This is a genomic window from Aquamicrobium terrae (assembly GCF_052978165.1).
Window position 1 is genome coordinate 873,505 of the sequence record NZ_JBRKLZ010000002.1, and the last position, 20,699, is coordinate 894,203.

General features: G+C 59.9%; 19 protein-coding genes and 1 pseudogene. 10 read left to right on the plus strand and 10 right to left on the minus strand.

What is annotated here, in order from left to right:
- Window positions 1-53: 53 nt before the first annotated feature.
- Entirely contained in the window at window positions 54-1,292 is a 1,239-nt protein-coding gene (locus ACVCNR_RS21305) for a M28 family peptidase (RefSeq protein WP_447076390.1), read from the minus strand.
- Entirely contained in the window at window positions 1,289-2,200 is a 912-nt protein-coding gene (locus ACVCNR_RS21310; RefSeq protein WP_447076391.1) for a LysR family transcriptional regulator, read from the minus strand. Before ACVCNR_RS21310 ends, ACVCNR_RS21305 begins: the two co-directional genes overlap by 4 nt.
- Window positions 2,201-2,310: 110 nt before the next feature.
- Here ACVCNR_RS21310 and ACVCNR_RS21315 point away from each other — a divergent pair, with 110 nt between their 5' ends.
- The 5 genes from ACVCNR_RS21315 to ACVCNR_RS21335 all read left to right on the plus strand — a co-directional run bounded on the left by ACVCNR_RS21315 (window position 2,311) and on the right by ACVCNR_RS21335 (window position 6,905).
- Complete coding sequence (locus tag ACVCNR_RS21315) at window positions 2,311-3,093, plus strand: amino acid ABC transporter ATP-binding protein (protein WP_447076392.1); 783 nt, start codon at window positions 2,311-2,313, stop codon at window positions 3,091-3,093.
- Between the two features lie 22 nt (window positions 3,094-3,115).
- Complete coding sequence (locus ACVCNR_RS21320) at window positions 3,116-3,925, plus strand: ABC transporter substrate-binding protein (RefSeq protein ID WP_447076393.1); 810 nt, start codon at window positions 3,116-3,118, stop codon at window positions 3,923-3,925.
- A 54-nt stretch (window positions 3,926-3,979) separates the two neighbouring features.
- Window positions 3,980-4,645 (plus strand): amino acid ABC transporter permease, encoded by a 666-nt coding sequence (locus ACVCNR_RS21325; RefSeq protein WP_447076394.1) that lies wholly within the window; start codon window positions 3,980-3,982, stop codon window positions 4,643-4,645.
- 89 nt (window positions 4,646-4,734) lie between these two features.
- The gene (locus tag ACVCNR_RS21330) at window positions 4,735-5,688 is read left to right on the plus strand and encodes an arginase family protein (RefSeq protein ID WP_447076395.1); all 954 of its coding nucleotides are present in this window, start codon (window positions 4,735-4,737) and stop codon (window positions 5,686-5,688) included.
- Window positions 5,685-6,905, plus strand: coding sequence for a M20/M25/M40 family metallo-hydrolase (locus tag ACVCNR_RS21335; protein ID WP_447076396.1), 1,221 nt, complete (start codon window positions 5,685-5,687; stop codon window positions 6,903-6,905). Before ACVCNR_RS21330 ends, ACVCNR_RS21335 begins: the two co-directional genes overlap by 4 nt.
- Before the next feature lie 123 nt (window positions 6,906-7,028).
- Here ACVCNR_RS21335 and ACVCNR_RS21340 read toward each other — a convergent pair whose 3' ends face one another.
- Genes ACVCNR_RS21340 through ACVCNR_RS21355 form a run of 4 tightly spaced genes read right to left on the minus strand, consistent with a single transcriptional unit; the run spans window position 7,029 to window position 10,988 of the window.
- A complete protein-coding gene (locus tag ACVCNR_RS21340) occupies window positions 7,029-8,171 on the minus strand; it encodes a DmpA family aminopeptidase (protein ID WP_447076397.1) in 1,143 nt (380 codons plus the stop codon).
- A gap of 2 nt (window positions 8,172-8,173) precedes the next feature.
- Window positions 8,174-9,004, minus strand: coding sequence for an ABC transporter permease (locus tag ACVCNR_RS21345; RefSeq protein ID WP_447076398.1), 831 nt, complete (start codon window positions 9,002-9,004; stop codon window positions 8,174-8,176).
- Window positions 9,001-9,891 (minus strand): ABC transporter permease, encoded by an 891-nt coding sequence (locus ACVCNR_RS21350; protein ID WP_447076399.1) that lies wholly within the window; start codon window positions 9,889-9,891, stop codon window positions 9,001-9,003. Before ACVCNR_RS21350 ends, ACVCNR_RS21345 begins: the two co-directional genes overlap by 4 nt.
- Entirely contained in the window at window positions 9,888-10,988 is a 1,101-nt protein-coding gene (locus ACVCNR_RS21355) for an ABC transporter ATP-binding protein (RefSeq protein ID WP_447076400.1), read from the minus strand. The genes ACVCNR_RS21350 and ACVCNR_RS21355 overlap by 4 nt, the downstream gene beginning before the upstream one ends.
- 164 nt (window positions 10,989-11,152) lie before the next feature.
- Here ACVCNR_RS21355 and ACVCNR_RS21360 point away from each other — a divergent pair, with 164 nt between their 5' ends.
- On the plus strand, window positions 11,153-12,199 hold the full coding sequence (locus ACVCNR_RS21360) for a polyamine ABC transporter substrate-binding protein (RefSeq protein WP_447076401.1): 1,047 nt from the start codon (window positions 11,153-11,155) through the stop codon (window positions 12,197-12,199).
- Window positions 12,200-12,253: 54 nt separating this feature from the next.
- Window positions 12,254-13,111, plus strand: coding sequence for a MurR/RpiR family transcriptional regulator (locus ACVCNR_RS21365; RefSeq protein ID WP_447076402.1), 858 nt, complete (start codon window positions 12,254-12,256; stop codon window positions 13,109-13,111).
- A 279-nt stretch (window positions 13,112-13,390) separates the two neighbouring features.
- Here the strand turns inward: ACVCNR_RS21365 and ACVCNR_RS21370 are convergent, their stop codons facing one another.
- Together ACVCNR_RS21370 and ACVCNR_RS21375 are read right to left on the minus strand one after the other, a co-directional pair.
- Window positions 13,391-14,074, minus strand: a complete 684-nt coding sequence (locus ACVCNR_RS21370; RefSeq protein WP_447076403.1) for a type 1 glutamine amidotransferase domain-containing protein — start codon at window positions 14,072-14,074, stop codon at window positions 13,391-13,393.
- A 214-nt stretch (window positions 14,075-14,288) separates the two neighbouring features.
- On the minus strand, window positions 14,289-15,218 hold the full coding sequence (locus tag ACVCNR_RS21375; RefSeq protein WP_447076404.1) for a hydrogen peroxide-inducible genes activator: 930 nt from the start codon (window positions 15,216-15,218) through the stop codon (window positions 14,289-14,291).
- A gap of 176 nt (window positions 15,219-15,394) precedes the next feature.
- On the opposite strand from ACVCNR_RS21375, the gene katG reads away from it, so the two are divergent.
- Window positions 15,395-17,569 carry a catalase/peroxidase HPI gene (gene katG, locus ACVCNR_RS21380; RefSeq protein WP_447076405.1) on the plus strand — a complete coding sequence of 725 codons (2,175 nt, stop codon included), beginning with the start codon at window positions 15,395-15,397 and terminating at the stop codon, window positions 17,567-17,569.
- A 61-nt stretch (window positions 17,570-17,630) separates the two neighbouring features.
- On the opposite strand, the gene ACVCNR_RS21385 is transcribed toward katG, so the two are convergent.
- Entirely contained in the window at window positions 17,631-17,831 is a 201-nt protein-coding gene (locus ACVCNR_RS21385) for a hypothetical protein (RefSeq protein WP_447076406.1), read from the minus strand.
- A gap of 230 nt (window positions 17,832-18,061) precedes the next feature.
- Here ACVCNR_RS21385 and ACVCNR_RS21390 point away from each other — a divergent pair.
- Window positions 18,062-18,255: pseudogene (locus ACVCNR_RS21390) on the plus strand (transposase); the annotation flags it as partial.
- A 202-nt stretch (window positions 18,256-18,457) separates the two neighbouring features.
- Here the strand turns inward: ACVCNR_RS21390 and ACVCNR_RS21395 are convergent.
- Window positions 18,458-19,687, minus strand: a complete 1,230-nt coding sequence (locus tag ACVCNR_RS21395; RefSeq protein WP_447076407.1) for an aminomethyl transferase family protein — start codon at window positions 19,685-19,687, stop codon at window positions 18,458-18,460.
- Between the two features lie 161 nt (window positions 19,688-19,848).
- On the opposite strand from ACVCNR_RS21395, the gene ACVCNR_RS21400 reads away from it, so the two are divergent.
- Window positions 19,849-20,682: a helix-turn-helix domain-containing protein gene (locus ACVCNR_RS21400; protein ID WP_447076408.1), complete on the plus strand. Its 834-nt coding sequence runs from the start codon at window positions 19,849-19,851 to the stop codon at window positions 20,680-20,682.
- Window positions 20,683-20,699: the final 17 nt, after the last annotated feature.

Sequence of the window (20,699 nt, forward strand, 5' to 3'; positions counted from 1 at the left end):
GGAGCCTGAGAAACCTTACCGACATGGCCGGCGTAAAAGGCGGCAGAATCGATCTAGCCGCGCCAAGCCTGCGTTTTTTCACTGTTTGCAGAGAGGGCACGCGCTACAATTTCCGATGTCAGTCTCGCTGCATTGAAAAGCTGGTCCCTGGTTGCGAGATCCCGCCGATCCCGTGGCGTGAGGACGTGGCGTATATCAGCACTGTGATCGTTGAAGCCGGCCACCAGCCTGAACGCAGGAATGCCGGCCAGTGCAAAGTTGCCATGATCCGAATTCACTTGAAGCGGTCTGAACAGACCCAAAGGAACAGCGGCTGCTTCCGCGCAATCGAGCAGGAAGGGTTCGATGCGGGAGAAGCCGGAGGTCAAGGCCGTGAGCCTGTCTGAACCTGCCACTGTGTCCAGATTGACGTTGAGAGCGATACGGTCGCGCTCGGATTGCGTCATTGTTTCAATATGCGTGTGTGATCCCGTCAGCGCCCATTCCTCGGCGTTAAAGAAGGCGAGACGTAGCGAACGCTTTTTTGGCACGTAAGCACGCAATGCGCGCGCCACAGCCAGACTCACGGCTAGACCTGAAGCGTTGTCCAGTGCACTTTCGCCGAGAGCATGACCGTCGATATGCGCCGACAGAACAATCCGTTCCGAGGATTCGCCGGGCATATCGAAAATAAGGTTGCTGGCTGTTTCATCCCGATCGTTGCCTTTGATTTCAAGCCGGATCTTCGGATAGCCGACACTGGTGCGCTGAAGGGCGGAAGCGGCTTCTGGCGTAATGCCGGCTGCAGGAATGCCCGGCTCATTTCCCCTGCCGGAAGAGCCGGCGACCAACGCACCTAGCAACGGACCGGCGATCAGGAAGCCCACAGCTCCCGCTTCAAGGGCCATGTTGTATTTCATCTTGCGGTGCACGGTGCCGGCGGCAAACATCAGTTCGTGACGGACCAGAACGATGCGCCCGGCAATGTCGTGGCGGTGCGTCGCGAATTCGTCCGGTGTTCCACGCCCCAGATCGATCACTTCGGCTTCAAGGCCGGCTGGTGGTGTCGACACGGAACGCAGCAGCGGATTCGCGGTGAGACATGCGCCGTTCTCAAGATTTATCGCTCCCGAGATCGCTGCCCAGCCATCGTACCGGAAAAGTTCGCGGCGAGGCGCGACACCCGTTGCCTCTTCACCCAGTCGAGCCAGCAGTTCTGTGGCTGTCCGTTCCGAATCGGTACCGGTCTGGCGACCTCCGCAATCGCAGATCGCCTGGAAGTCATCCCAGATAAGCGCTGCATCAAGCATCATCCATCCCCTCGTTCGGACGTTTCCGGATAAGGCGCCTTGAGCCTCTGATCGAGAAGGGCCATGAACTCATCGAAGATCGGGGTCGCTGGAGGATTGGGACGGGTAAAGACACCGATCTCATAGAGAATGGTCGGTTGGAAGCTGCGGACTGCAAGGCCGAGCGGCTGGAACATTTCCGCGGACCAGCGGTCGACAATGCCAACCCCGCATCCAGTGGCGGCCAATGCGCACATGGAACTGAAATATTCACTTTCGATCATGGGCGTGAAGCCCACGTCACATTCGATGAATGCATTCTGGACCTGATGCCCGATCAACCTGGTGACGGGCATGCCAATCAGAGGCGTGTCGGTCAGGTCTGCGGGCGCGATGACTTTCTTGTCGGCAAGCGGATGCGTGGCCGGCAAGACGGCCATGCAAGGCACCTTGTAACGCTTCAGACTGATATCCGGGATATGGATGGGCCACTCGGCGATCGCCACGTCGACGGCTCCCGTTTCAAAGATCGCGCGGACCTCTTCAGAGGTTCTGTTGATCATCCGGATGCGGGCCATTGGTCGACGTTGGCGAAGCTCCGCCACAACTGCTGGAAGAATCGAGATCGATGCGCTCGGGTGGCTCGCTACTGTAATGGTCTCGGAAGTTCCTTTCCGGATGGTGTCGGCATCTTGCGCAAGGCGCTCGATCATACCAAGCGCATTGCGCACCTCAGCGTAGAAGAGCCGCCCCTGCCTGCTTGCCTTGAGGCGTCCATTGACGCGCTCAAAGAGCGCAAATCCGACCTGAGCTTCCAGTCGTGCGATCTGCGTGCTGATGGCGGGCTGCGTCACACCCAGCACCCGCGCGGCACCCGTCATCGATTGCGATTCTATGACGGCTTGGAACGTTTCGAGAAGCTTGATGTCCATATCTATAAAAATTAGTTATTGACTTTGCCCATATTTTACGGCCAAAATTTAAGACATCAAGGGGAAAATGAAAAAACCATAATACAAATTTATATAGCGGGAGATGGATAATGGCGACAAGCTCGCCCCATAAACAATCCGGCAACTGCCTGATCGAAGCCAAAGGTTTGAGCAAAAGCTTCGGAGCCGTGAAGGTCCTCGAAAACGTCGATCTCGCCGTCAAGGAAGGCGAGGTTGTATCGGTGATCGGACCGTCAGGGTCCGGCAAGACCACTCTGCTTCGCTGCTTCGCCCTGCTTGAACAACCCAGCGACGGGGCGGTGATCATGCGTGACAAGACGATTGCCTCGCCGGCCCTCCCCGGAGAAGCGAGGCAAAACGCCAAGGCAGCACGCGGCGACATCGGGATGGTGTTCCAGCATTTCAATCTCTGGCCGCATTTCAATGTCCTGCAAAACATCGTAGAGGCGCCGATCCGCGTCAAAGGAGAAACGAGAGCGGTCGCCGAAGCCAATGCCATGCGCCTGCTCGAGAAGGTCGGCCTTTCGGACAAGCGCGATAGCTACCCCTCGCGCCTTTCGGGCGGTCAGCAGCAGCGTGTTGCAATAGCCCGAGCCCTGGCGATGAAGCCGAGCGTAATGCTCTTTGACGAGGCAACCTCGGCTCTGGATCCGGAACTCAAGCATGAAGTCCTTCTGGTCATGCGAGGTCTCGCCGAGGAAGGGATGACTATGCTTGTCGTTACGCATGAGATGAGTTTCGCACGCAATGTGGGCTCGCGGGTCATCTTCATGGACCAGGGCCAGGTCGTGGAAGACGCTGATCCGGTCGCATTTTTCGGCAACCCGAAAACTGACCGTGCGCAGCGGTTTCTGCGTCAAATGCAAGACTAGCTACAAGCCAGGGAGTTCATCAATGGATAGCATCTCCAAGTCTTTTGCCGCTTTCACCTTTTCTGCCACCGCGTTGCTGGTGCTTGCTGCGCCATCCGCGGCTCAGCAGGTGGATTCACGTCTGTATCAAGTGACGAAAGCCGCGAAGCTGCGCGTATGTCAGTATCCCCTCTATTACTCCATTTCTTTCCGCAATCCGGCTACCGGCCAGATCGAAGGCATCGATGCCGATCTTGCCAAAGAATTGGCTAAAGAGCTTGGAGCCGAACTGGAAATCGTTGAATCCAGCTTCGGAACCTTCATTGCCGATCTTCAGGCCAATAAGTGCGAGATCGGAATGTTCGGCATCGGGGCCACGATGAAGCGGGGCGAGGCTGTCGCCTTCACCCAGCCCTATCTGATCTCGGGCCTCTACGCCGTTACGCGCGATGGCAGCGAGGTCAAAAGCTGGGGTGACATCGATCAGCCTGGCCGGCGCGTGGCAGTTTCCCTTGGCAGCTACATCGAACCCTTCATGCGGGACTACCTGAAACAGGCCGAGTTGGTCGTTGTGGCGCCACCTGCGACCCGGGAAGCCGAACTTGTTGCCAACCGCGTCGACGTCATCATGACGGACTTTCCAACCGCAGTGAAGGTAACGGATGAATTCGACTGGGCGGTGTCGATAGAGCCGAACGAAAAGCTGCTTCTCACCCCGTACGCCTATGTCGTCCCTCACGGCGATCAGATCTGGCTCAACCACATCAATCTGTTCATTGACACCATCAAGCGGGATGGTCGGCTAAAGCACTTTGCAGAGAAGAACAAACTTGGGCCGATCGTGGCACCCTGATCGCAATGAAAATGCTTCGCAGGCAAAGTGGAAGACGGTTCGACGGAGGGTCTGATGGGTGGCTACCAGTTTCGCTGGGATGTTATTCCACAAAATATTGATTTTCTCATGAGTGGCCTTCAACAGACACTCATTATATCGGCAATCACCCTTTGCCTGGCGATGCTTGGTGGATTGCTCATCGCGACACTCGATATGTCGCGCTTTTCGATATTGCGCTTCACCGGTCTTGCGTCCGGTGAGATCATCCGCAACACGCCGATCCTGGTCCAACTGCTCTGGATCTATTACGTGCTTCCTGTCGTGATGAACATCAATCTCGACGCATGGTGGGCGCTTATCGTCGGACTCAGCATATATTCTTCTGCATTCATCGCCGAAGCCTATCGCGCCGGGATACAGGCCGTACCCAAGGGACATCGCGAGGCTGCGCAGGTGCTAGGCTTATCACCTTTGCAGACCTTCGTAAGAATAATACTACCCCAAGCGATAAGGCTGACACTTCCGCCGCTTGCCGCCAACTTCGTTCAGCTCATCAAATATTCATCGTTGGGCGCAGTCATCTCCGTCAGTGAAATAACACGTCGCGGCATGGAATTGTCCTCATCCATATTCAGGCCGCTTGAGGTCTTCACTTTCATCGCTGTCGTCTACTTCCTGATCTGTTGGCCTCTGGCGATGGGTATCCGGATCTGGGAACGGCGACTTTCAAACCGCTGAACATCTTCCCCCTCCCGACGCGCTACCGATGCAAATTCGGTGCGCGTCGGGACGGTTCTCGCGCAATCCAGATCAGAAGCGATCATTTCATGACAAGTCCCCACACGCTCCTGTCCAGCGACCTCTACGCCAAGCCGATGACCTTTATGGATGTCCCCTTCAAAATCGACGCCGATGGTCACGGCGCTGCGATACTTGGCTGCCCCTTCGATTGCGGCACGCACAAATTCAGGATTGGGGCCCGACAAGGACCGATGGCTATCCGTGCCCAGTCTGGACTGGTGCGGCGTTATGAATCCGAGATTGCCGATTGCGACGCCCTGACGGAACTGGGGGTCATTGATGCCGGCGACGTTATGCTGACGCCGTCAAGGCCGGAAGAGGCATTTCCCCTTATCGAAGAAGCCGCCTACAGGTTGGCAGCGGCTGGAGCAGTACCTGTAGGTTTCGGCGGAGATGGCAGCGTTTCCTTACCGCTGATCCGTGCGACCTCACGCATCCATCCTGGACTGGCTGTATTGCATATCGATAGCCACACGGATGCCTATCCGGTTGATCCTGTTCACCGTTACGACGCAGCGACCCAGTTCACACATGCGGCACAGGAGCAGCGTGTGCTCGCAAGCGCATCCTGGCACGTTGGCCTGCGTGGTTCGACCATGCGGGCCGGTGCCCACGACCATACACGGGAGCTCGGTTACAATTTGATGTCTATGACAGAGTTCCAGCGGCAAGGCCCGGACGAAGCGGTTGCCGCTCTCAGACAATCGCTTGAGGGGCGGCCTGTCTACCTTTCCTGGGATATGGATGTATTCGACCCATCCTGTGCACCGGGTGTGTGCACGCCAGTATGGGGCGGATTGTCCGCGCGCGAGGGAATCTGCCTGCTGCGCGCGCTGGAAGGTCTGAACATTGTCGGCGCCGATATCAATACGGTGAGCCCGCCACATGACGTAAACGGCATGACAGCCTTCCTGGCTGCTGCTGTCACATATGAGATCCTGCTCCTGATATGGCGCGCGCGCGTGGGAGACAACCATTGAACCCGGGGCTTGAAAGCGAATTGCTCATAGCGATGACGCAGGTGCTCGTGAGGACCGACAGCCAGACCCCGCCAAGTGCTACCGGGGAAGCCGTGCAAGTTGTAAAGGAATTCCTAGCTGACATCCCCGGCCTGCAAATGCAACATTACGTCGGTGAGGCACCGGTCGAAAACCTGGTTGCGGTGCTCGAAGGCGGATTGCCGGGCCCCCGCACAATACTCAGCGGCCATCTGGATACTTACCCGATCGGCGACGCCGAAGCGTGGGGTTACGATCCGCTCGGCGGGTGCATCTCGGACGGGTATCTGTACGGCCGGGGTTCGGCCGACATGAAGGGTGGCGTGGCCGTGTTGATTGCGGTCCTGGCCCGTTGGGCAAAACGCCGTCCCTTTCCCGGCAGCATCGTTCTGGCGCTCGCCGGTGATGAGGAGCGCATGGGGGAGTTGGGCACCCAATGGCTCATCGACAACGCAGAAGAAATCCACGGCGATGGCGTGCTCGTGGCTGATGTCGGAGGACCTTCGACGATCAGGCTTGGCGAAAAAGGCATGTTGTGGCTGGATATCACAGCCAAGGGAAAGCAGGCACACAGTGCCCATACGTATGCGGGAACAAACGCCGCCGATCGTCTTGTCGATGCGTTGATTGCTCTGCGTGCCATCCAGGCCTTGGTGCCAAGGCCGCCCGAAGATGCTTTACAGGTCATGGAAGCGGCTACAGCATTATCTGAAGAAAATACCGAACTGCGCCGCACGATGGCAGCACTTACCGTCAATATCGGGCTTATTCAGGCAGGAACCTCGCCGAATCTGATACCAGCAAGCGCTGAGGCGGCGATCGATATTCGCATACCGATTGGCCTGACCACTGCGCAAGTGGAGGCCGCCCTGGCCGCCCACCTCGACAATCGGGAAGGAATATCCTGGGCTATCACACGGCGGTACGAACCGAGTTGGACATACTCACGGTCCGCTTTCGCGCAGGCATGCCTGCGAGGGGCGGGCAATGCAGCCATTGGCAATGTCTGGATGGACAACAGGATTGGCGGGTCCGACGCCCGGCTATGGCGACGGGCTGGTTATCCTTGCGCCGTTGTCGGATTGACGCCGTTAAATCTCGGCGCTCCGGACGAGGCATGCAGGATCAGCGAACTAAACGATCTGCTCCTGGTCTATGATCATATGCTGAAGTCGCTTCATGAAGCCCAACTGTCGTGATCAATCGACCGCTGGCCAGTTTTTCGCTGGGCAGGCTGTTTGCAACGGTCAGCAATCTGATCAATCGCGACCGACGAACCGATTGCCTTTCCGCTTCGGACGATCTGTCTTATCGCGGACATATCATGATGGCTGCCCGAGCCGGCCATATGTCCGCATGATCTCCAGCAGCCGGGAAGCCGGGATCGCCTCCACGCCGGCAAGCCCATCGATGATGGTGTCGGTCATCGTCTCTGCCGCCAGCATGGCATTAATGACCGCCTCCTCCACAGCGTCGACCACAGCCATGTAGACCGGGTCGAACTCGTCATCGCCGACCATTTCGATGCTGCGCAGAACCGGCGGCGCGGCACGCAGCGGCTCGGCATTGGCGGTGGAAAAAGCGAGGAAGATATCCCCCGAATTGTTGCCGCCGGGAGTTCCGTTACGGCCGATGCCCATGGTGCAGCGCCGCGCAACACGCTGAAGCTGATGCGGCGCCATCGGGATATCGGTGGCGACGACGACGATGATCGAGCCGCGCTCGGCCATGTCCGGACCGGGGGCAATATCAGTCATGTGGCGGCCTACCGGCACGCCGCATATGGTCAACCAGTCCCGCTGGCCGTTGTTGGCCTGAACCAGAACGCCGACGGTATAGTCCGTACCGGCTATCGTCACGCGTCGCGATGAAGTGCCGGTGCCACCTTTGAAGCCGTAGGCGATCATGGCCGTGCCGCCACCGGTGTTGCCTTCCGCCACAGGGCCGTCCGAGATCGCATCGAACGCAGCTATCACATCCGTCTCGGTGAGTGCCAACGCATTGATGTCGTTCAATATGCCATCAAAGGTTTCGGCCACCACGGGCATGATCCAGCGCGGCCGCTCCCCATAGTAGGTCGAACGATAGCGTTCGAGCATCCATTTCACGGTCGCATGGTGTGCCATGCCGACGCTATGGGTGTTGGTGATGGTGATGGGGCCGAGGAAATAACCGCCATCCTCGATCCAGTGCGTGCCTGTCATTTCGCCATTGCCGTTGAAACGATGGATGCCGGCAAAGACCGGTACGGGCACCTCCGCCTGCGGATGCGGGACGATGGCGGTGACGCCGGTGCGCACCGGCAGCAACCGGCCTGGCCGTGGCTTCGTCTCACAGACCGAACTCAGCCCGACGGCCACGTTCGGAACATCGGTTATGGCATTGTGCGGCCCGGTCGCACCGGTGAAGGGCAAGCCGATTTCTCGCGCACGGGGCTTTCTGCTGGTGTTGTGTGGTTCGTTCATGATCACTTCTGACGGGAGCGGAGATAGAGGCCGAGCGAGGCCACGATGAAGGAGAAGGTCAGCATCATCACGGCAATGGCGTTGATTTCCGGCTTTATGCCGCGGCGCAGCATGCCGAAGATGAAGACCGGCAGCGTCGTCACGTCAGTGCCGGAGATGAAGTAGGTGATGACGAGATCATCCATCGAGATGATGAAGGCGAGCAATGCACCGCCGATCACGCCGGGCATGAGCTGCGGCAGAACCACCTTGCGGAGCGTCGTCCACTCATCGGCTCCAAGGTCGGCCGAGGCATGCTCGAGGCTTCGGTCCATGCCCGCCAGACGGCTCGACACCACAATGAACACATAGGAGATCAGGAAGGTGCACTGGCCAATGATGATCGTGACGATTCCCAGATGGATACCGGCGTTGACAAAGAAGATGAGCAGCGCGATGCCAAGCACGATGTCGGGAACGAGCATCGGCATGAACATCAGTACCCGATAGTAGCGCGCGCCGAAGAAGTCGTAGCGATAGAGCGCCAGGGCGAGAGCGGTGCCAAGCACCGTTGCGATCAGCGTGGTGCTGAAAGCGATAATGAGGCTGTTTCGCAACGCCGCAAGCAGTTGCCCCGTGGACTCGATATACATCGAGGTTTCCGAGATCGTTGTCCTGAAGCCGAGCACCTGCCAGTACCATTCTGTGGTAAAACCCGCCCATGTCATCATGTTCACCGGATTGGCGTTGAACGAATAGACGGTGATCAGGACGAGCGGCAGGTAGATGAAGGCGAAGAACAGCATCGTGTAGAGGATGAGGCCGGGCCTGAACAGCGAAGTGAGGAACCTCATGCGGACCTCCTGCGGCGACGGCTGGAAACCAGCACGAAGCCCGTCATGACGATCAGCATGACACTCATGACCAGCATGGCCAGCGCCGAGCCAAAGGGCCAGTTACGCGCCGACAGAAATTGCTGTTCAATAAGATTGCCCAGCATCATGACCTTGGCGCCGCCAAGGATCGCCGGTACCACGAAGTTGCCGAGCGCGGGGATGAAGACGATGACCGAGCCGCCGATAATGCCGGGCGCGGTCAGCGGCAATATCACACGCAGGAAGGTCCGGACCGGGCCGGCGCCGAGATCCTGGGAGGCCCGCACCAGCGACCAGTCCAGTTTCTCGACACTGGCATAGACGGGCATGAACATAAATGGCACGAAGATATAGACTAGGCCGAGGACGATCGCGCCTTCCGTATAGATCATCTCCAGAGGCCGTTCGATCAGCCCCAGCGACATGAGCACGCCGTTGACCGGGCCGGTCTGGCGAAGGATCAGCACCCACACGAACAGCCGCACGATCAGGCTGGTGAAAAACGGCAGCGCGATGAGGAACAGGCAAAAATTCTTCCACCGCTCCGACATCATGCCGATGCAGAAGGCCGCCGGATAGCAGATCAGCAAAGTGGCCACCACGGTCACCGCCGCGATGCGCAGCGAGTGCAGGAATATCTCCAGATAGACTGGGTCGAACTCCTCGAAGGCCGGATCGGCAAAGCCCAGTATGCGGCCGAAATTGTGCGGGTAGAACTCCCACTCCACCCCGCCGTAGAGACCCGGCGCGAGAAAGGAGGTGACGACCATGATGCCGAGCGGCATCAGGAAGAAGATGCCAAGAAAGACCGAGGCGGGGCCGAGCAGGAGCCCGAGTTGCAGGCGATCGCGCAGAAGGCCAGTCATGCCGCAGGCCCTTCTTCTTCCACCGGCATGATATGGATGTGAGCCGGATCGTAAGTGAGCCTCGCGTGGCGTTCGACTTCCGCCCTGTTCACCGCCTCGCGCGCGGAAGCAGGAACGGATATGGCGATACGGCGGCCGGCACCAGTGTGCAGATAGAGTTCGAAGGCGGAGCCGACAAAGATGACCTGCTCCACTGTGGCGTCAATATCGGGCTGGTTGTCCTGCTTTGATGTCAAGGTGAACTGTTCTGGCCTGATGACGGCGACGGCACGCCCGTTGCAGCCGGAGGCCTGCCCGGAAAGATGCAGCACATCGCCGTCATCCAATGCCATGACATTGCCCGTGACACGCCCCACGAACAAATTGCTGGCGCCGATGAACCCGGCCACGAACGGATTGCTCGGCCGGTCGTAGATCTCGCGGGGAGATGCGATCTGCTGGATGCGACCATGACGCAGGACCGCGATGCGATCCGACATGGTCAGGGCCTCTTCCTGGTCGTGAGTGACGAAGACGAAAGAGATGCCCAGCTCGTTCTGCAAGGTCTTCAGTTCAATCTGCATGGAATGACGCAGATTGCGATCAAGTGCCGACAGCGGCTCATCGAGCAGTAACAGCTTGGGCCGGGCGACGATTGCCCGCGCCAGCGCCACCCGCTGCTGCTGGCCGCCGGAAAGCTGGTTCGGCCGCCGCTGCTCAAGACCATCGAGGCCAACCAGGGCCAGGGCCTGCCCCACCTGACGGCGGCGCTCCGCGACGGGCACGCCCTTCACCTCCAGCGCGTAACCGACATTTTGCCCGACCGACATATGCGGAAACAGCGCATAGCTTTGAAAGACGGTGTTGACCGGGCGTTTGTGCGGTGGCACCCGCGTCATGTCCACGCCGTCAATGGCAATGGTCCCTGCATCCATACGGACAAAACCGCCAACTGATTGCAGCAACGTCGTCTTGCCGCAGCCGGAAGGCCCAAGCAGCGTCAGGAATTCGTTGCGACGAACCTTCATGTCGATCTCGTCGAGCGCTCTCACCTCACCACCTTCAGGCGAGGTGAAAACCTTCCTGGCGCCGACTAGCTCGACAATGGATTCCTGCATCAACGTTCCCCGTGAATTTTTTGTTATTTAAGTAACGCTTGCGTTGAAATGGGATTTGGATATCTTTTTCACACGGAAGTCAACGGTCGCAAGAACCGGACTTCGTGACGAGGGATGCATCGCGAGCGGCCATGCGGCGGCTGCCGAAAAGAGGAGAACATTCAATGGGACAGGTTTGGTCCTCGCTGCGCTCGATCCTTTGCGCAGGCTTTGCGCTCTTGCTGTTCGCCGGCACCACGCTGGCGGCCGAGCTCAACATCTACAATTGGGGCGAATACATAAATCCGGAAGTGCTGAAGCGGTTCGAGCAGGACACCGGCATCAAGGTAAATCTCTCGACCTATGCGTCGAACGAGGAGATGCTGGCGAAGATACAGGGCGGCGCGACCGGCTACGACATCATCTTCCCGTCGGTCCATATGCAGGACATCATGTCCAAGCTCGACCTGCTGGAGAAGACCGACATCAACCAGTACGAAGGCTTCAAGAACATCGACCCCGCCTTCCTGCGGGCAAAGAGCGACCCGAACGGCGAATATTGCCTGCCCTATGCCTGGGGTTCGGTCGGCATCATGTACAACCGTACCGTGCTCGGCAAGGATGTTACCGGCTGGAAGGATCTGCTCGAGACGGTGAAGGCCAAGGGGCTGAAGTTCGCGCTGCTCGATGACGTGCGCGAAGTGATGGGCGTGGGGCTTATGCTCAACGGGCACAGCGTCAACTCCACCGACCCGGCCGAATTGCAGCAGGCGGCGGACACGATCATCGCCATGAAGCCCTATGTCGCCGCTTTTACCTATGAATCGCGGCCGATGGTGGCGGCGGGCGACGTTGCGGCGGCCCACTACTTCATCGGCTCCATGATCGACGTTTTCGCCAATCCAAAGGACCTCGGCTACGTCATTCCCGAAGAAGGGGCGACCATGTACCAGGAAAATATCTGCGTGCTGAAGACGGCGCCCAACAAGGAGAATGCGCTGAAGTTCATGCAGTTCTACACGCAGCCGGAAATCCCTGCCCTCAACATGGCACAGCAGACGAACGGCACCGCAAACATGAAGTCGCGCGCCTTGACGCCGGAGAACATCAAGGACAGCGAGGAGATCAATCCGCCGGCCGAAACCATGAAGCGCTTGCAGATCTTCGAGGATATCGGCAAGGACATCCGCCAGTACGACCGGCTCTGGACGAAGATCAAGACCGCTCAATAGGCGACACCCGGCCAACCCTGCGATCTGCGGGGTGGCCCAACCCGACAGGAGATCATGTCGAAAGCGATACTAGAACGGCTGGGCAGCGATGAAGTGCGGCGGTCGAGATCCGACAAGCTTCTGGCCCAATATCTCGAAAGGCATCTGGCTGAGCTTCCATTCGAGACAGCGCGTTCCATCGCCACCAAGGTCGGGGTAAGCCCGATGACGGTGGGCAGGTTCCTGCGTCGCATTGGTTTCGACGGCCTGGAACCGCTCAAGCAGGAATTGCGCCACGCCCGCTCCAATCCGGCCTGGCAGGTCAAGGGCGAGGTGGACGTCCTGCAGGCCGATATCCGCGAGGGCAAGCTCCTCGCACGGCTCATCAACCAGCAGATCGACAATCTGCGGCAGGTATATGAAGTCACTATCGCGCCGGAATGGCACGCCTGCGTGAACGCGCTGATCGGGGCGTCCGAAGTGTATGTCGCCGCCTACCAGAACATCCGCGGGACCGCGGAATACATGGCTGCCCAGCTCTCCTACGCCCGCCCGCGCGTGCAATATGTGGATGGACTGAACGGCACCTATGCCGAGGTGCTGGACAAGGCCGTGGAAGGACGGGTGCTCTTCCTCATCGAGGCACGACGCTTTGCTGCAAAGGCACTTCCGCTCGCGCTTCAGGCACGCAAGTCCGGCGTCAAGGTCATACTGCTTACCGACGAATTCTGCCCGTGGGTGAAGGAAGCTTCCGACATAGCACTGGTCATTCCCGGTCCACACGGCCCGCTGTGGGATGGTTCGGCAACCATCATGGCAGTGATCGATCTTCTACTCTCCAACATCATTGTCATGCTTGGCGATAAGGTCGACCAAAGAGTGGAGATGCTGACCCGGCTGCAGGACCTGTTCGGTGACTTTGAGGACGATTAGGGAGGACATGTGAACGCGTCGCTTCACTCAACGACGATGGTCTTTATGCGCTCTTCAGCCAATCGGGTAAGCTTCTCGCCGTGCCACGCGACAATGCGATCGTCCGCAGGTGCAGCCGACTTGAAGCCGGCCACCCTCGTAACCACCTGCCACGCCAGCGATCCCAGCAGAAATTTTGCGGTAAGCGGCCGTACCACTCATGACCTCAATTCGGTCGTCACAGACGACCGCTAAAGCAGCGGCTTCGATCCCAAACTAGAGCCTGACGGCCAAGCGATCTTACAGCATAGCCACGATTTTCTTGGCCGTGGCTTTGGCTGAGAAGGGATTTTGCCCGGTAACAAGACGTCCATCTGCTATGGCATAGGGTAAAAACGGCAGGAGCGCCTTCTCGTACCGGGCGCCGCGTCGCTTCATCTCCGCTTCGGCATTGTACGGCACCTTGCGGGCGACGCCCGCCATGACCTCTTCCGACCAGGCAAAGCCGGTAACCCGTTTTCCGGCTACCAGCAGCGTTCCATCGGTGAGCCTGACGTTGAGAAGACCACAATAGCCGTGGCAGACCGACGCAACGATGCCGCCTCGCTCCCAGATGGTACGTGCCAATTCTTGCAACCCGGCATCCTCGGGAAAATCCCACATTACCGCATGGCCGCCGGTGAAATAGATCACGTCGAACTGGCAAGCGTCGATCTCATCCGGCCGCGCCGTCTGCGAGAGAAGTCTCATGCGCGCGGGGTCGTTCAGCCATGCCTTCGCCGACGCGTCGAGGAGCGGCCATTTCAGAGCGCGAGGCTCAAGCGGCGACTTCCCTCCCTTGGGGCTGACGATACGCTGCTCACATTCTTCCGCTTCGAAGAGGTCGTAGGCGTGCGTTAGTTCGGAAAGCCACAGGCCGGTGGGCTCGTCGGGATCGGCATAGTGGGAAACGTTCGTGACCACGTGGAGAATGCGTCTGGTCATGCAAGCTGCCTCGTATTCTCGAGGAAATAGACTCGAACTCTGTTGTCAAAGCGCACTGTACCGTAAGCGATGTGTGTCTTGACAGGGGGCCGGTTCCCGACAGTCCCGTTGGAGAAATCTGACAATAGGCCGCCATTCAGCTGGCGTCCTCAAACACGAACCCGCTTTCAACCTGACTAGGCCAGGGAAATAACCGACCGACCTCTGAAGCAGTCTATGCCAATGCGGTCCAATCGGCGCCGAACCGGGATAGTTTTCGCAAACCGGCTTCGCGAACGATCCTGGCAATTTGCGTGAATTGCGAGGACAGGGGATTGGTCTTTCGCCATATCATGCCGATGGTCCGGGAAGGACGGGGCTCCGCCAGCCGGAACACGCACACCCTGGAGGAGCGCATCTCCGTATGCACCGCCATCTGTGGAATGAGGGTGACGCCGATCCCGGCCCCCACCATCTGGACGAGGGTGGACAGCGAGGTTCCTTCCATCAATTCGCGTGGCGGCGAAGCGGCGAGGTTGCAAAAGGAAAGTGCCTGATCCCGGAAGCAATGGCCTTCCTCCAGGAGCAGCAATCTCATCTCGTGAAGCTTGTGGGAAGGAGGAACCGGCTTGTCCGCGTCCTCGCGCGGCCGCACCAGCACGAATTCTTCCGGGAACAGCGGCACTTCCTCCAGCGCCGGCTCCGAAACCGGCAACGCCACTATAGCCGCGTCGAGCCGGGCTTCCAGAAGGTCGTCGATCAGTTTCTGCGTGATGGCCTCGCGCGGCCGCGGGTCGAGCCCCGGAAAGTGCCGGTTGAGCGCCTTGATGACGTCGGGCAGCATATAGGGCGCAACCGTGGGAATGACGCCGAGGCGAAGTCGGCCGGCAAGCGGCCCATGCGCGGCACGTCCCAGTTCGCCCAGTTCGTCGACCAAGCGCAGGATCGCACGCACCCTTTGCGCGAATTCCTGGCCGGGGCCGGTCAGGCGGATATTCCGCCCCCCTCTTTCCACCAGAGGCGCGCCGATCAGTCCTTCCAGTTCCTTGATCTGTACGGACAACGCCGGCTGGGAAATCGCGCATGCCTCGGCGGCCCGCCCGAAGTGACCCGATTTTGCGAGGGCGTCGAAATAGCGCAGGTGCTTCATGGTCAGTCCAATCATAACCTGAGCATATGGTGGTCTTTAGAATATACAATTGGAATTTATGAGCGGGTCCAGCTAGGATTGAAATCGACACGTGGATCGCGATGGTTCCGGCCCCGCAATGCGCGGGCGCCTCTCCGAAATCGCTTTCAGTGGCTCCTTTTTTACCCAGGCAAAACCACGGGAGAACAATTATGGACGCAAAGACGAACCCGACCGGAAAATGTCCGGTCATGCATGGGGGCGCCACGGCCCTCGGCAATTCCGTCATGGAATGGTGGCCCAACGCGCTGAACCTCGACATTCTGCACCAGCACGACACCAAGACCAATCCGCTGGGCAAGGGCTTCAACTACCGCGAAGAACTCAAGAAGCTGGACGTGGAAGCGCTGAAGGCGGACCTGCGCGCCCTGATGACCGACAGCCAGGAATGGTGGCCGGCCGACTGGGGCAGCTACGTCGGCATGATGGCGCGCGTCACCTGGCACGCGGCCGGCTCCTATCGCGCCGCAGACGGCCGCGGCGGCGCCAATACCGGTAACCAGCGCTTCGCCCCGCTCAACTCCTGGCCGGACAACGCCAATACGGACAAAGGCCGCCGCCTGCTGTGGCCGATCAAGAAGAAATACGGCAACAAGATTTCCTGGGCCGACCTGATCGCGCTCGCCGGCACCATCGCCTATGACGTCGCCGGTCTGAAAACCTATGGCTTTGGCTTCGGCCGCGAAGACATCTGGGCGCCGGAAAAGGACGTCTACTGGGGTGACGAGAAGCAGTGGCTCGCCCCGAGCGACCAGCGCTACGGCAATGTCGCCAACCCCGCGACGCTGGAGAACCCGCTCGCCGCCGTGCAGATGGGTCTCATCTACGTCAACCCGGAAGGCGTGAACGGCCGGTCCGACCCGCTGGCGACGGCCGCGCAGATTCGCGAGACCTTCGCTCGCATGGGCATGAACGACGAGGAAACGGTGGCGCTGACGGCCGGCGGCCACACCATCGGCAAGTCGCACGGCAACGGCAGCGCGGGCAATCTCAGCCCTGCCCCGGAGGCGGCCGGCCCTGAATTTCAGGGCCTCGGCTGGATTAACACCGCGGGCCGTGGCATCGGCCGCGACACGGTCGTCTCGGGTATCGAGGGCGCCTGGACATCCGAGCCGACGAAGTGGGACAACGGCTTCTTCGAAATGCTGTTCAAGCATGAATGGACACTCACGCACAGCCCGGCCGGGGCATCGCAGTGGGTGCCGATTACAATCGCCGAGGAAGACAAGCCGGTCGACGTCGAGGATTCCTCGATCCGCACCATTCCGATGATGACGGATGCCGATATGGCGCTGAAGGTGGATCCAATCTACCGCGAGATCTCGCAGCGCTTCATGAACGACTTCGAGGCGTTCTCGGATGCCTTCGCCCGCGCCTGGTTCAAGCTGACCCACCGCGACATGGGGCCGAAGTCCCGTTACTTTGGACCGGACGTTCCGGCTGAAGATCTCGTCTGGCAGGATCCGATCCCGTCCGGCAGCACCGGCTATGACATCCCTGCCGTCAAGGCAAAGATCGCCGCTTCCGGCCTTTCGGCAGCGGACCTCGTCGCCACCGCATGGGACAGCGCCCGCACCTACCGCGGTTCGGACTATCGCGGTGGCGCGAACGGCGCGCGCATCCGCCTCGCCCCGCAGAAAGACTGGGAAGGCAACGAGCCGGCGCGTCTCGCCCGCGTGCTTTCAGTGCTGGAGCCGGTCGCGTCGGCATCGGGCGCCAGCCTTGCCGACGTCATCGTGCTGGCCGGCAACTGGGGCGTCGAGCAGGCCGCGAAGACTGCCGGCTTCGATGTCACCGTGCCCTTCGCGCCGGGTCGGGGCGACGCCACCGCCGAGCAGACCGATGCGGAGAGCTTCGCTCCGCTCGAGCCGCTCGCCGACGGCTTCCGCAACTGGCAGAAGAACGACTATGTGGTGAGCCCGGAAGAGCTGTTGCTCGACCGCGCCCAGCTCATGGGCCTGACCGCGCCGGAAATGACGGCACTGGTCGGGGGCATGCGCGTCATCGGCACCAACCATGCCGGCACGGCACATGGCGTGTTCACCGACCGCGTCGGCGCGCTGACGACGGACTTCTTCACGACCCTCACCGATATGCGCTATTCGTGGGTCCCGACCGGCAGCAACCTGTACGAAATCCGCGACCGCAAGACCGGCGTGGCGAAGTACACGGCAACCCGCGCCGATCTGGTCTTCGGCTCGAACTCGGTCCTGCGCGCCTATGCGGAGGTCTATGCCCAGGACGACAACAAGGAGAAGTTCGTGAAGGACTTCGTTGCCGCCTGGACCAAGGTCATGAACGCAGATCGTTTCGATCTGGTGGCATAAGCCGCTATCTTACGGCCCCGGGCCTGCCCCTCCTGGGGTGTGGCCCGGGGTCGGTAGTCATCTACCGCCGCGCGTTCGAGGTAGGGCCGGCCGTCTTGCCTGCCGGCTCGTTCTTCTTCCGTGGCTTCGCTTTCGGAAGCTGCCCGGAGGGCGTTTCCCCTTTGGCCTCGCGCGCATGGGCATCCGGCCCGGCAACGATTATGCCGCGTTCGGAACCGTCGCGGGGCTCGTGGTCCTTGGAGGTTCTGGCCTCTTTGTCCATGGTTTTCCTACCTTTCAATCGTCCCCCTCAACGATATAGCCGTCCGCCGGTTCCCTCGCTGTTCAAGTGATGGGGAACAAACTTCCCGCCATGGACCGAACTGCGAAAGCCGGTGTTGCTCCTGAATAACGTGGCCTCCAAGAGATCACCGTGATCGGGGCAGTTCTCCTTCCGGGAGCGATGATGTTCCCTGCTCCCGCATTCGCCGATACGCCGGCCGGCGCCAGTGGGCATTCCTGCACCACCTCGCTCCCCGCCCGAAGAAGCGGTGGGTGGTCCATACCAGGTGCCCCGCAGCCCGGGCTCGACGCCTCATCGCCTTCGGCAAGAGCGGCGTCACCTTCCGCTTCATGGATTATCGTTGCCTGGCGCCGAGCGGCGGCAGGTCATGCTACTCGCAACAGACGAGTTCGTCCGCCGCTTCCGCACTTGGCTTTGGGTCGCAGAAGATCCCGGGAAAAAGAAAGCAGATACGATACTGTCCTCAACATTGAAAGTATGACGCGGCCACGTGCGATATCGTGGACGAGTTGGAGGAGATCGCCTGCCCAGCGCGACGCCGGCCTTCGAGGTCGAACGATGCGAGTTTGTGAGCTATGTTCGCGCCCTCTCCTCCGCGTCCTTGGTCAACCCTTCGACCGGCGAATTTCGATGAACGGCAACGACACAACCGTGGCGGCGACCATGCCGATGCTGGCGCCCTCGTCATCTTTCAATTCGACATCGACCACGCTGCCCGGTGATGACAGCTCAGCGGGCAGGAAGCCAAAGCTGATGGCACGTTTCAGCGTGGGGCTGAACGCTAGGCTCGAAGCGCGTCCTACCGGCTGGCCAGCGTGAAACGCTGGCATCGAGCCCCAGAACACTCGCGACAGAGCCGTCCCGTAGGCGCTCCTCTCGGCAGCTGCAGCCACGATCTCCTGGGTATCATACTGCAGTCCAACAAAACGCCGTCCCGTTTCGGACGACGCCGCCGCAGCCTGCAGGACCTGCTTACCGACAAAATCGCTGCCGAAATCGACCAGCCGCCCCAACCCGGCTTCGATGGGTGTGATGTTCAGATCGACTGTAACGTCGACGCGCGCGGTACGCGGGTCCGGACCAGCGCCATTGTAGTCTGCCGATACCAGGATCAGTCCAGCCTCGATACGAGCGACGTCAACCGCATACTCGCCTGCCGGCATTACGCCAAATGGCTGGCCAACCGACTGGAAATTTCTCCATACCGCAGCACCCGATGCCTTCGGCACCCAAAGCTCGAAGCCAAGTTCGCCGGTGAACCCCTGCCGGGCGACCAGAATGTCATGACCGGCAATCGTGGCACGTCCGATCTGGGAGAATTTGAGGTCGGACCAATCGCGGCCTGTCGCCGCCTTCATGAGATCGAAGGCGCGCGGCCCCTGCAGCGAGAGGATGCCGTAGTCGTCGGAGACGTTGCGGATTTCGACCTGCAGGTCGACAGCCTGGCTGGCAAACCATGCGTGGCCCGTCTCGCCTGACACTATGAACCAGTCGTCCGCCAGGCGAAAAACCAGGCCGTCGCCGACGAGAAGGCCATCGCAGTTGCACCATGGCGTGTACATCACGTGGTCGACTTCGAGGCGCTTCATGTCACGGGTCATCAGGTGGTCAACGAGGCGGTGGGCGTCGGGGCCACGGAGTTCCATCTTGGGCAGCGGCGACATGTCGATCATGGCAACGGCATTGCGGATGGCCGCAAGCTCCCGCGGCATGCTCGTATAGACGTCAGGGACAATGTACTTGTCCCACGCATACCACCAGGTTGTCCGCACTTCGGCACTGCTTGCGGCATGAAACGGTGTTCCATTGCCTGCCAATTCAGCGTTGTCCTGCACTGTCTTTCTCCTCCGAACTTGAGCGGCCCAACTGTGCAGACCGCGACCCGCTGAGAGAATACCGCACCAGCGGCAATCCATATCCAGGATGAAGGTCGGGATGGAATTTATTCAATATCAATTCTATTCTGCCTACCTGATTGGAATAGGTGGATAGCAACATGGACTCCATCGTGGACGTCGAGCACGGCTTCGCCTTCGGGGAGGCGACCTATTCCCGCGGAGGCGTGTATGGACCGTTGTCCAAGCCGTATGTCAGCCTGATCTTCGTCCATGAGGGACTGATCAGGGTCACCTGCGACGACGAGAGAACGACGCTCACGGGCGGGCAGATCGCCTTCTTCAAGAATGACCGTCTGTTCCTGATCGAGATGGAGCGCGACATCCTGCACAGGGTGGGATGGTGCGAGGGCGTGCCCGGCAGGGCCTGGGGGACCAGGCCATCTCCACTCGCCGGCGTCTCGCCGGTGCTGTCCCTGACCGACAGGCTAACAACCCTGCAGCGCATCGGTGTCGAGTTGGGCTTTTCGTCAAGCACGGGTCTCAATGACGTGCGCAATGCTGTTGGCTACGCGCTCTACACCGCGTTCTTCCATGAGGCGCAACTCATCGAATGCAACCGGTTCATTCCCAAACAGGTCTTGCGGGTAAAAAGCCACATGGATGACAACATGGACAAGGGCATCACGGTCGGCGAGCTCGCAGCCATCGCGAACCTGTCTCCGCAACACCTGATTTCGTCGTTCCGCAAGCACCTTGGCGTCACCCCCATGCAATATCTGTGGCAGATGCGGGCCAATCGCGGTCGGGGCCTCCTGCTCCAAAGCGGCCTGTCGGTTTCCGAAATTGCCTATCAATGCGGCTACAAGAACCCGTTTCATTTCTCGCGCCATATCCGGCAGAACTTTGCGATGACACCCACCGAGATCCGCGCGAACAAGGGGTATCGTCCTCCCAGCGATGTCCTGGAGAGCCCCGGCAATACGGCGTTCTGAGATCATCAGAGCGAGAC

Excerpts from the sequence above, each read along its gene's own strand:
- ACVCNR_RS21310 (WP_447076391.1), bottom strand. The coding sequence starts at position 2,200 with ATGGACATCAAGCTTCTCGAAACGTTCCAAGCCGTCATAGAATCGCAA.
- ACVCNR_RS21315 (WP_447076392.1), top strand. The coding sequence starts at position 2,311 with ATGGCGACAAGCTCGCCCCATAAACAATCCGGCAACTGCCTGATCGAA.
- ACVCNR_RS21325 (WP_447076394.1), top strand. The coding sequence starts at position 3,980 with ATGGGTGGCTACCAGTTTCGCTGGGATGTTATTCCACAAAATATTGAT.
- ACVCNR_RS21360 (WP_447076401.1), top strand. The coding sequence starts at position 11,153 with ATGGGACAGGTTTGGTCCTCGCTGCGCTCGATCCTTTGCGCAGGCTTT.
- ACVCNR_RS21350 (WP_447076399.1), bottom strand. The coding sequence starts at position 9,891 with ATGACTGGCCTTCTGCGCGATCGCCTGCAACTCGGGCTCCTGCTCGGC.
- ACVCNR_RS21345 (WP_447076398.1), bottom strand. The coding sequence starts at position 9,004 with ATGAGGTTCCTCACTTCGCTGTTCAGGCCCGGCCTCATCCTCTACACG.
- ACVCNR_RS21330 (WP_447076395.1), top strand. The coding sequence starts at position 4,735 with ATGACAAGTCCCCACACGCTCCTGTCCAGCGACCTCTACGCCAAGCCG.
- ACVCNR_RS21365 (WP_447076402.1), top strand. The coding sequence starts at position 12,254 with ATGTCGAAAGCGATACTAGAACGGCTGGGCAGCGATGAAGTGCGGCGG.
- ACVCNR_RS21320 (WP_447076393.1), top strand. The coding sequence starts at position 3,116 with ATGGATAGCATCTCCAAGTCTTTTGCCGCTTTCACCTTTTCTGCCACC.
- ACVCNR_RS21400 (WP_447076408.1), top strand. The coding sequence starts at position 19,849 with ATGGACTCCATCGTGGACGTCGAGCACGGCTTCGCCTTCGGGGAGGCG.
- ACVCNR_RS21385 (WP_447076406.1), bottom strand. The coding sequence starts at position 17,831 with ATGGACAAAGAGGCCAGAACCTCCAAGGACCACGAGCCCCGCGACGGT.
- katG (WP_447076405.1), top strand. The coding sequence starts at position 15,395 with ATGGACGCAAAGACGAACCCGACCGGAAAATGTCCGGTCATGCATGGG.
- ACVCNR_RS21375 (WP_447076404.1), bottom strand. The coding sequence starts at position 15,218 with ATGATTGGACTGACCATGAAGCACCTGCGCTATTTCGACGCCCTCGCA.
- ACVCNR_RS21340 (WP_447076397.1), bottom strand. The coding sequence starts at position 8,171 with ATGAACGAACCACACAACACCAGCAGAAAGCCCCGTGCGCGAGAAATC.
- ACVCNR_RS21305 (WP_447076390.1), bottom strand. The coding sequence starts at position 1,292 with ATGATGCTTGATGCAGCGCTTATCTGGGATGACTTCCAGGCGATCTGC.
- ACVCNR_RS21370 (WP_447076403.1), bottom strand. The coding sequence starts at position 14,074 with ATGACCAGACGCATTCTCCACGTGGTCACGAACGTTTCCCACTATGCC.
- ACVCNR_RS21355 (WP_447076400.1), bottom strand. The coding sequence starts at position 10,988 with ATGCAGGAATCCATTGTCGAGCTAGTCGGCGCCAGGAAGGTTTTCACC.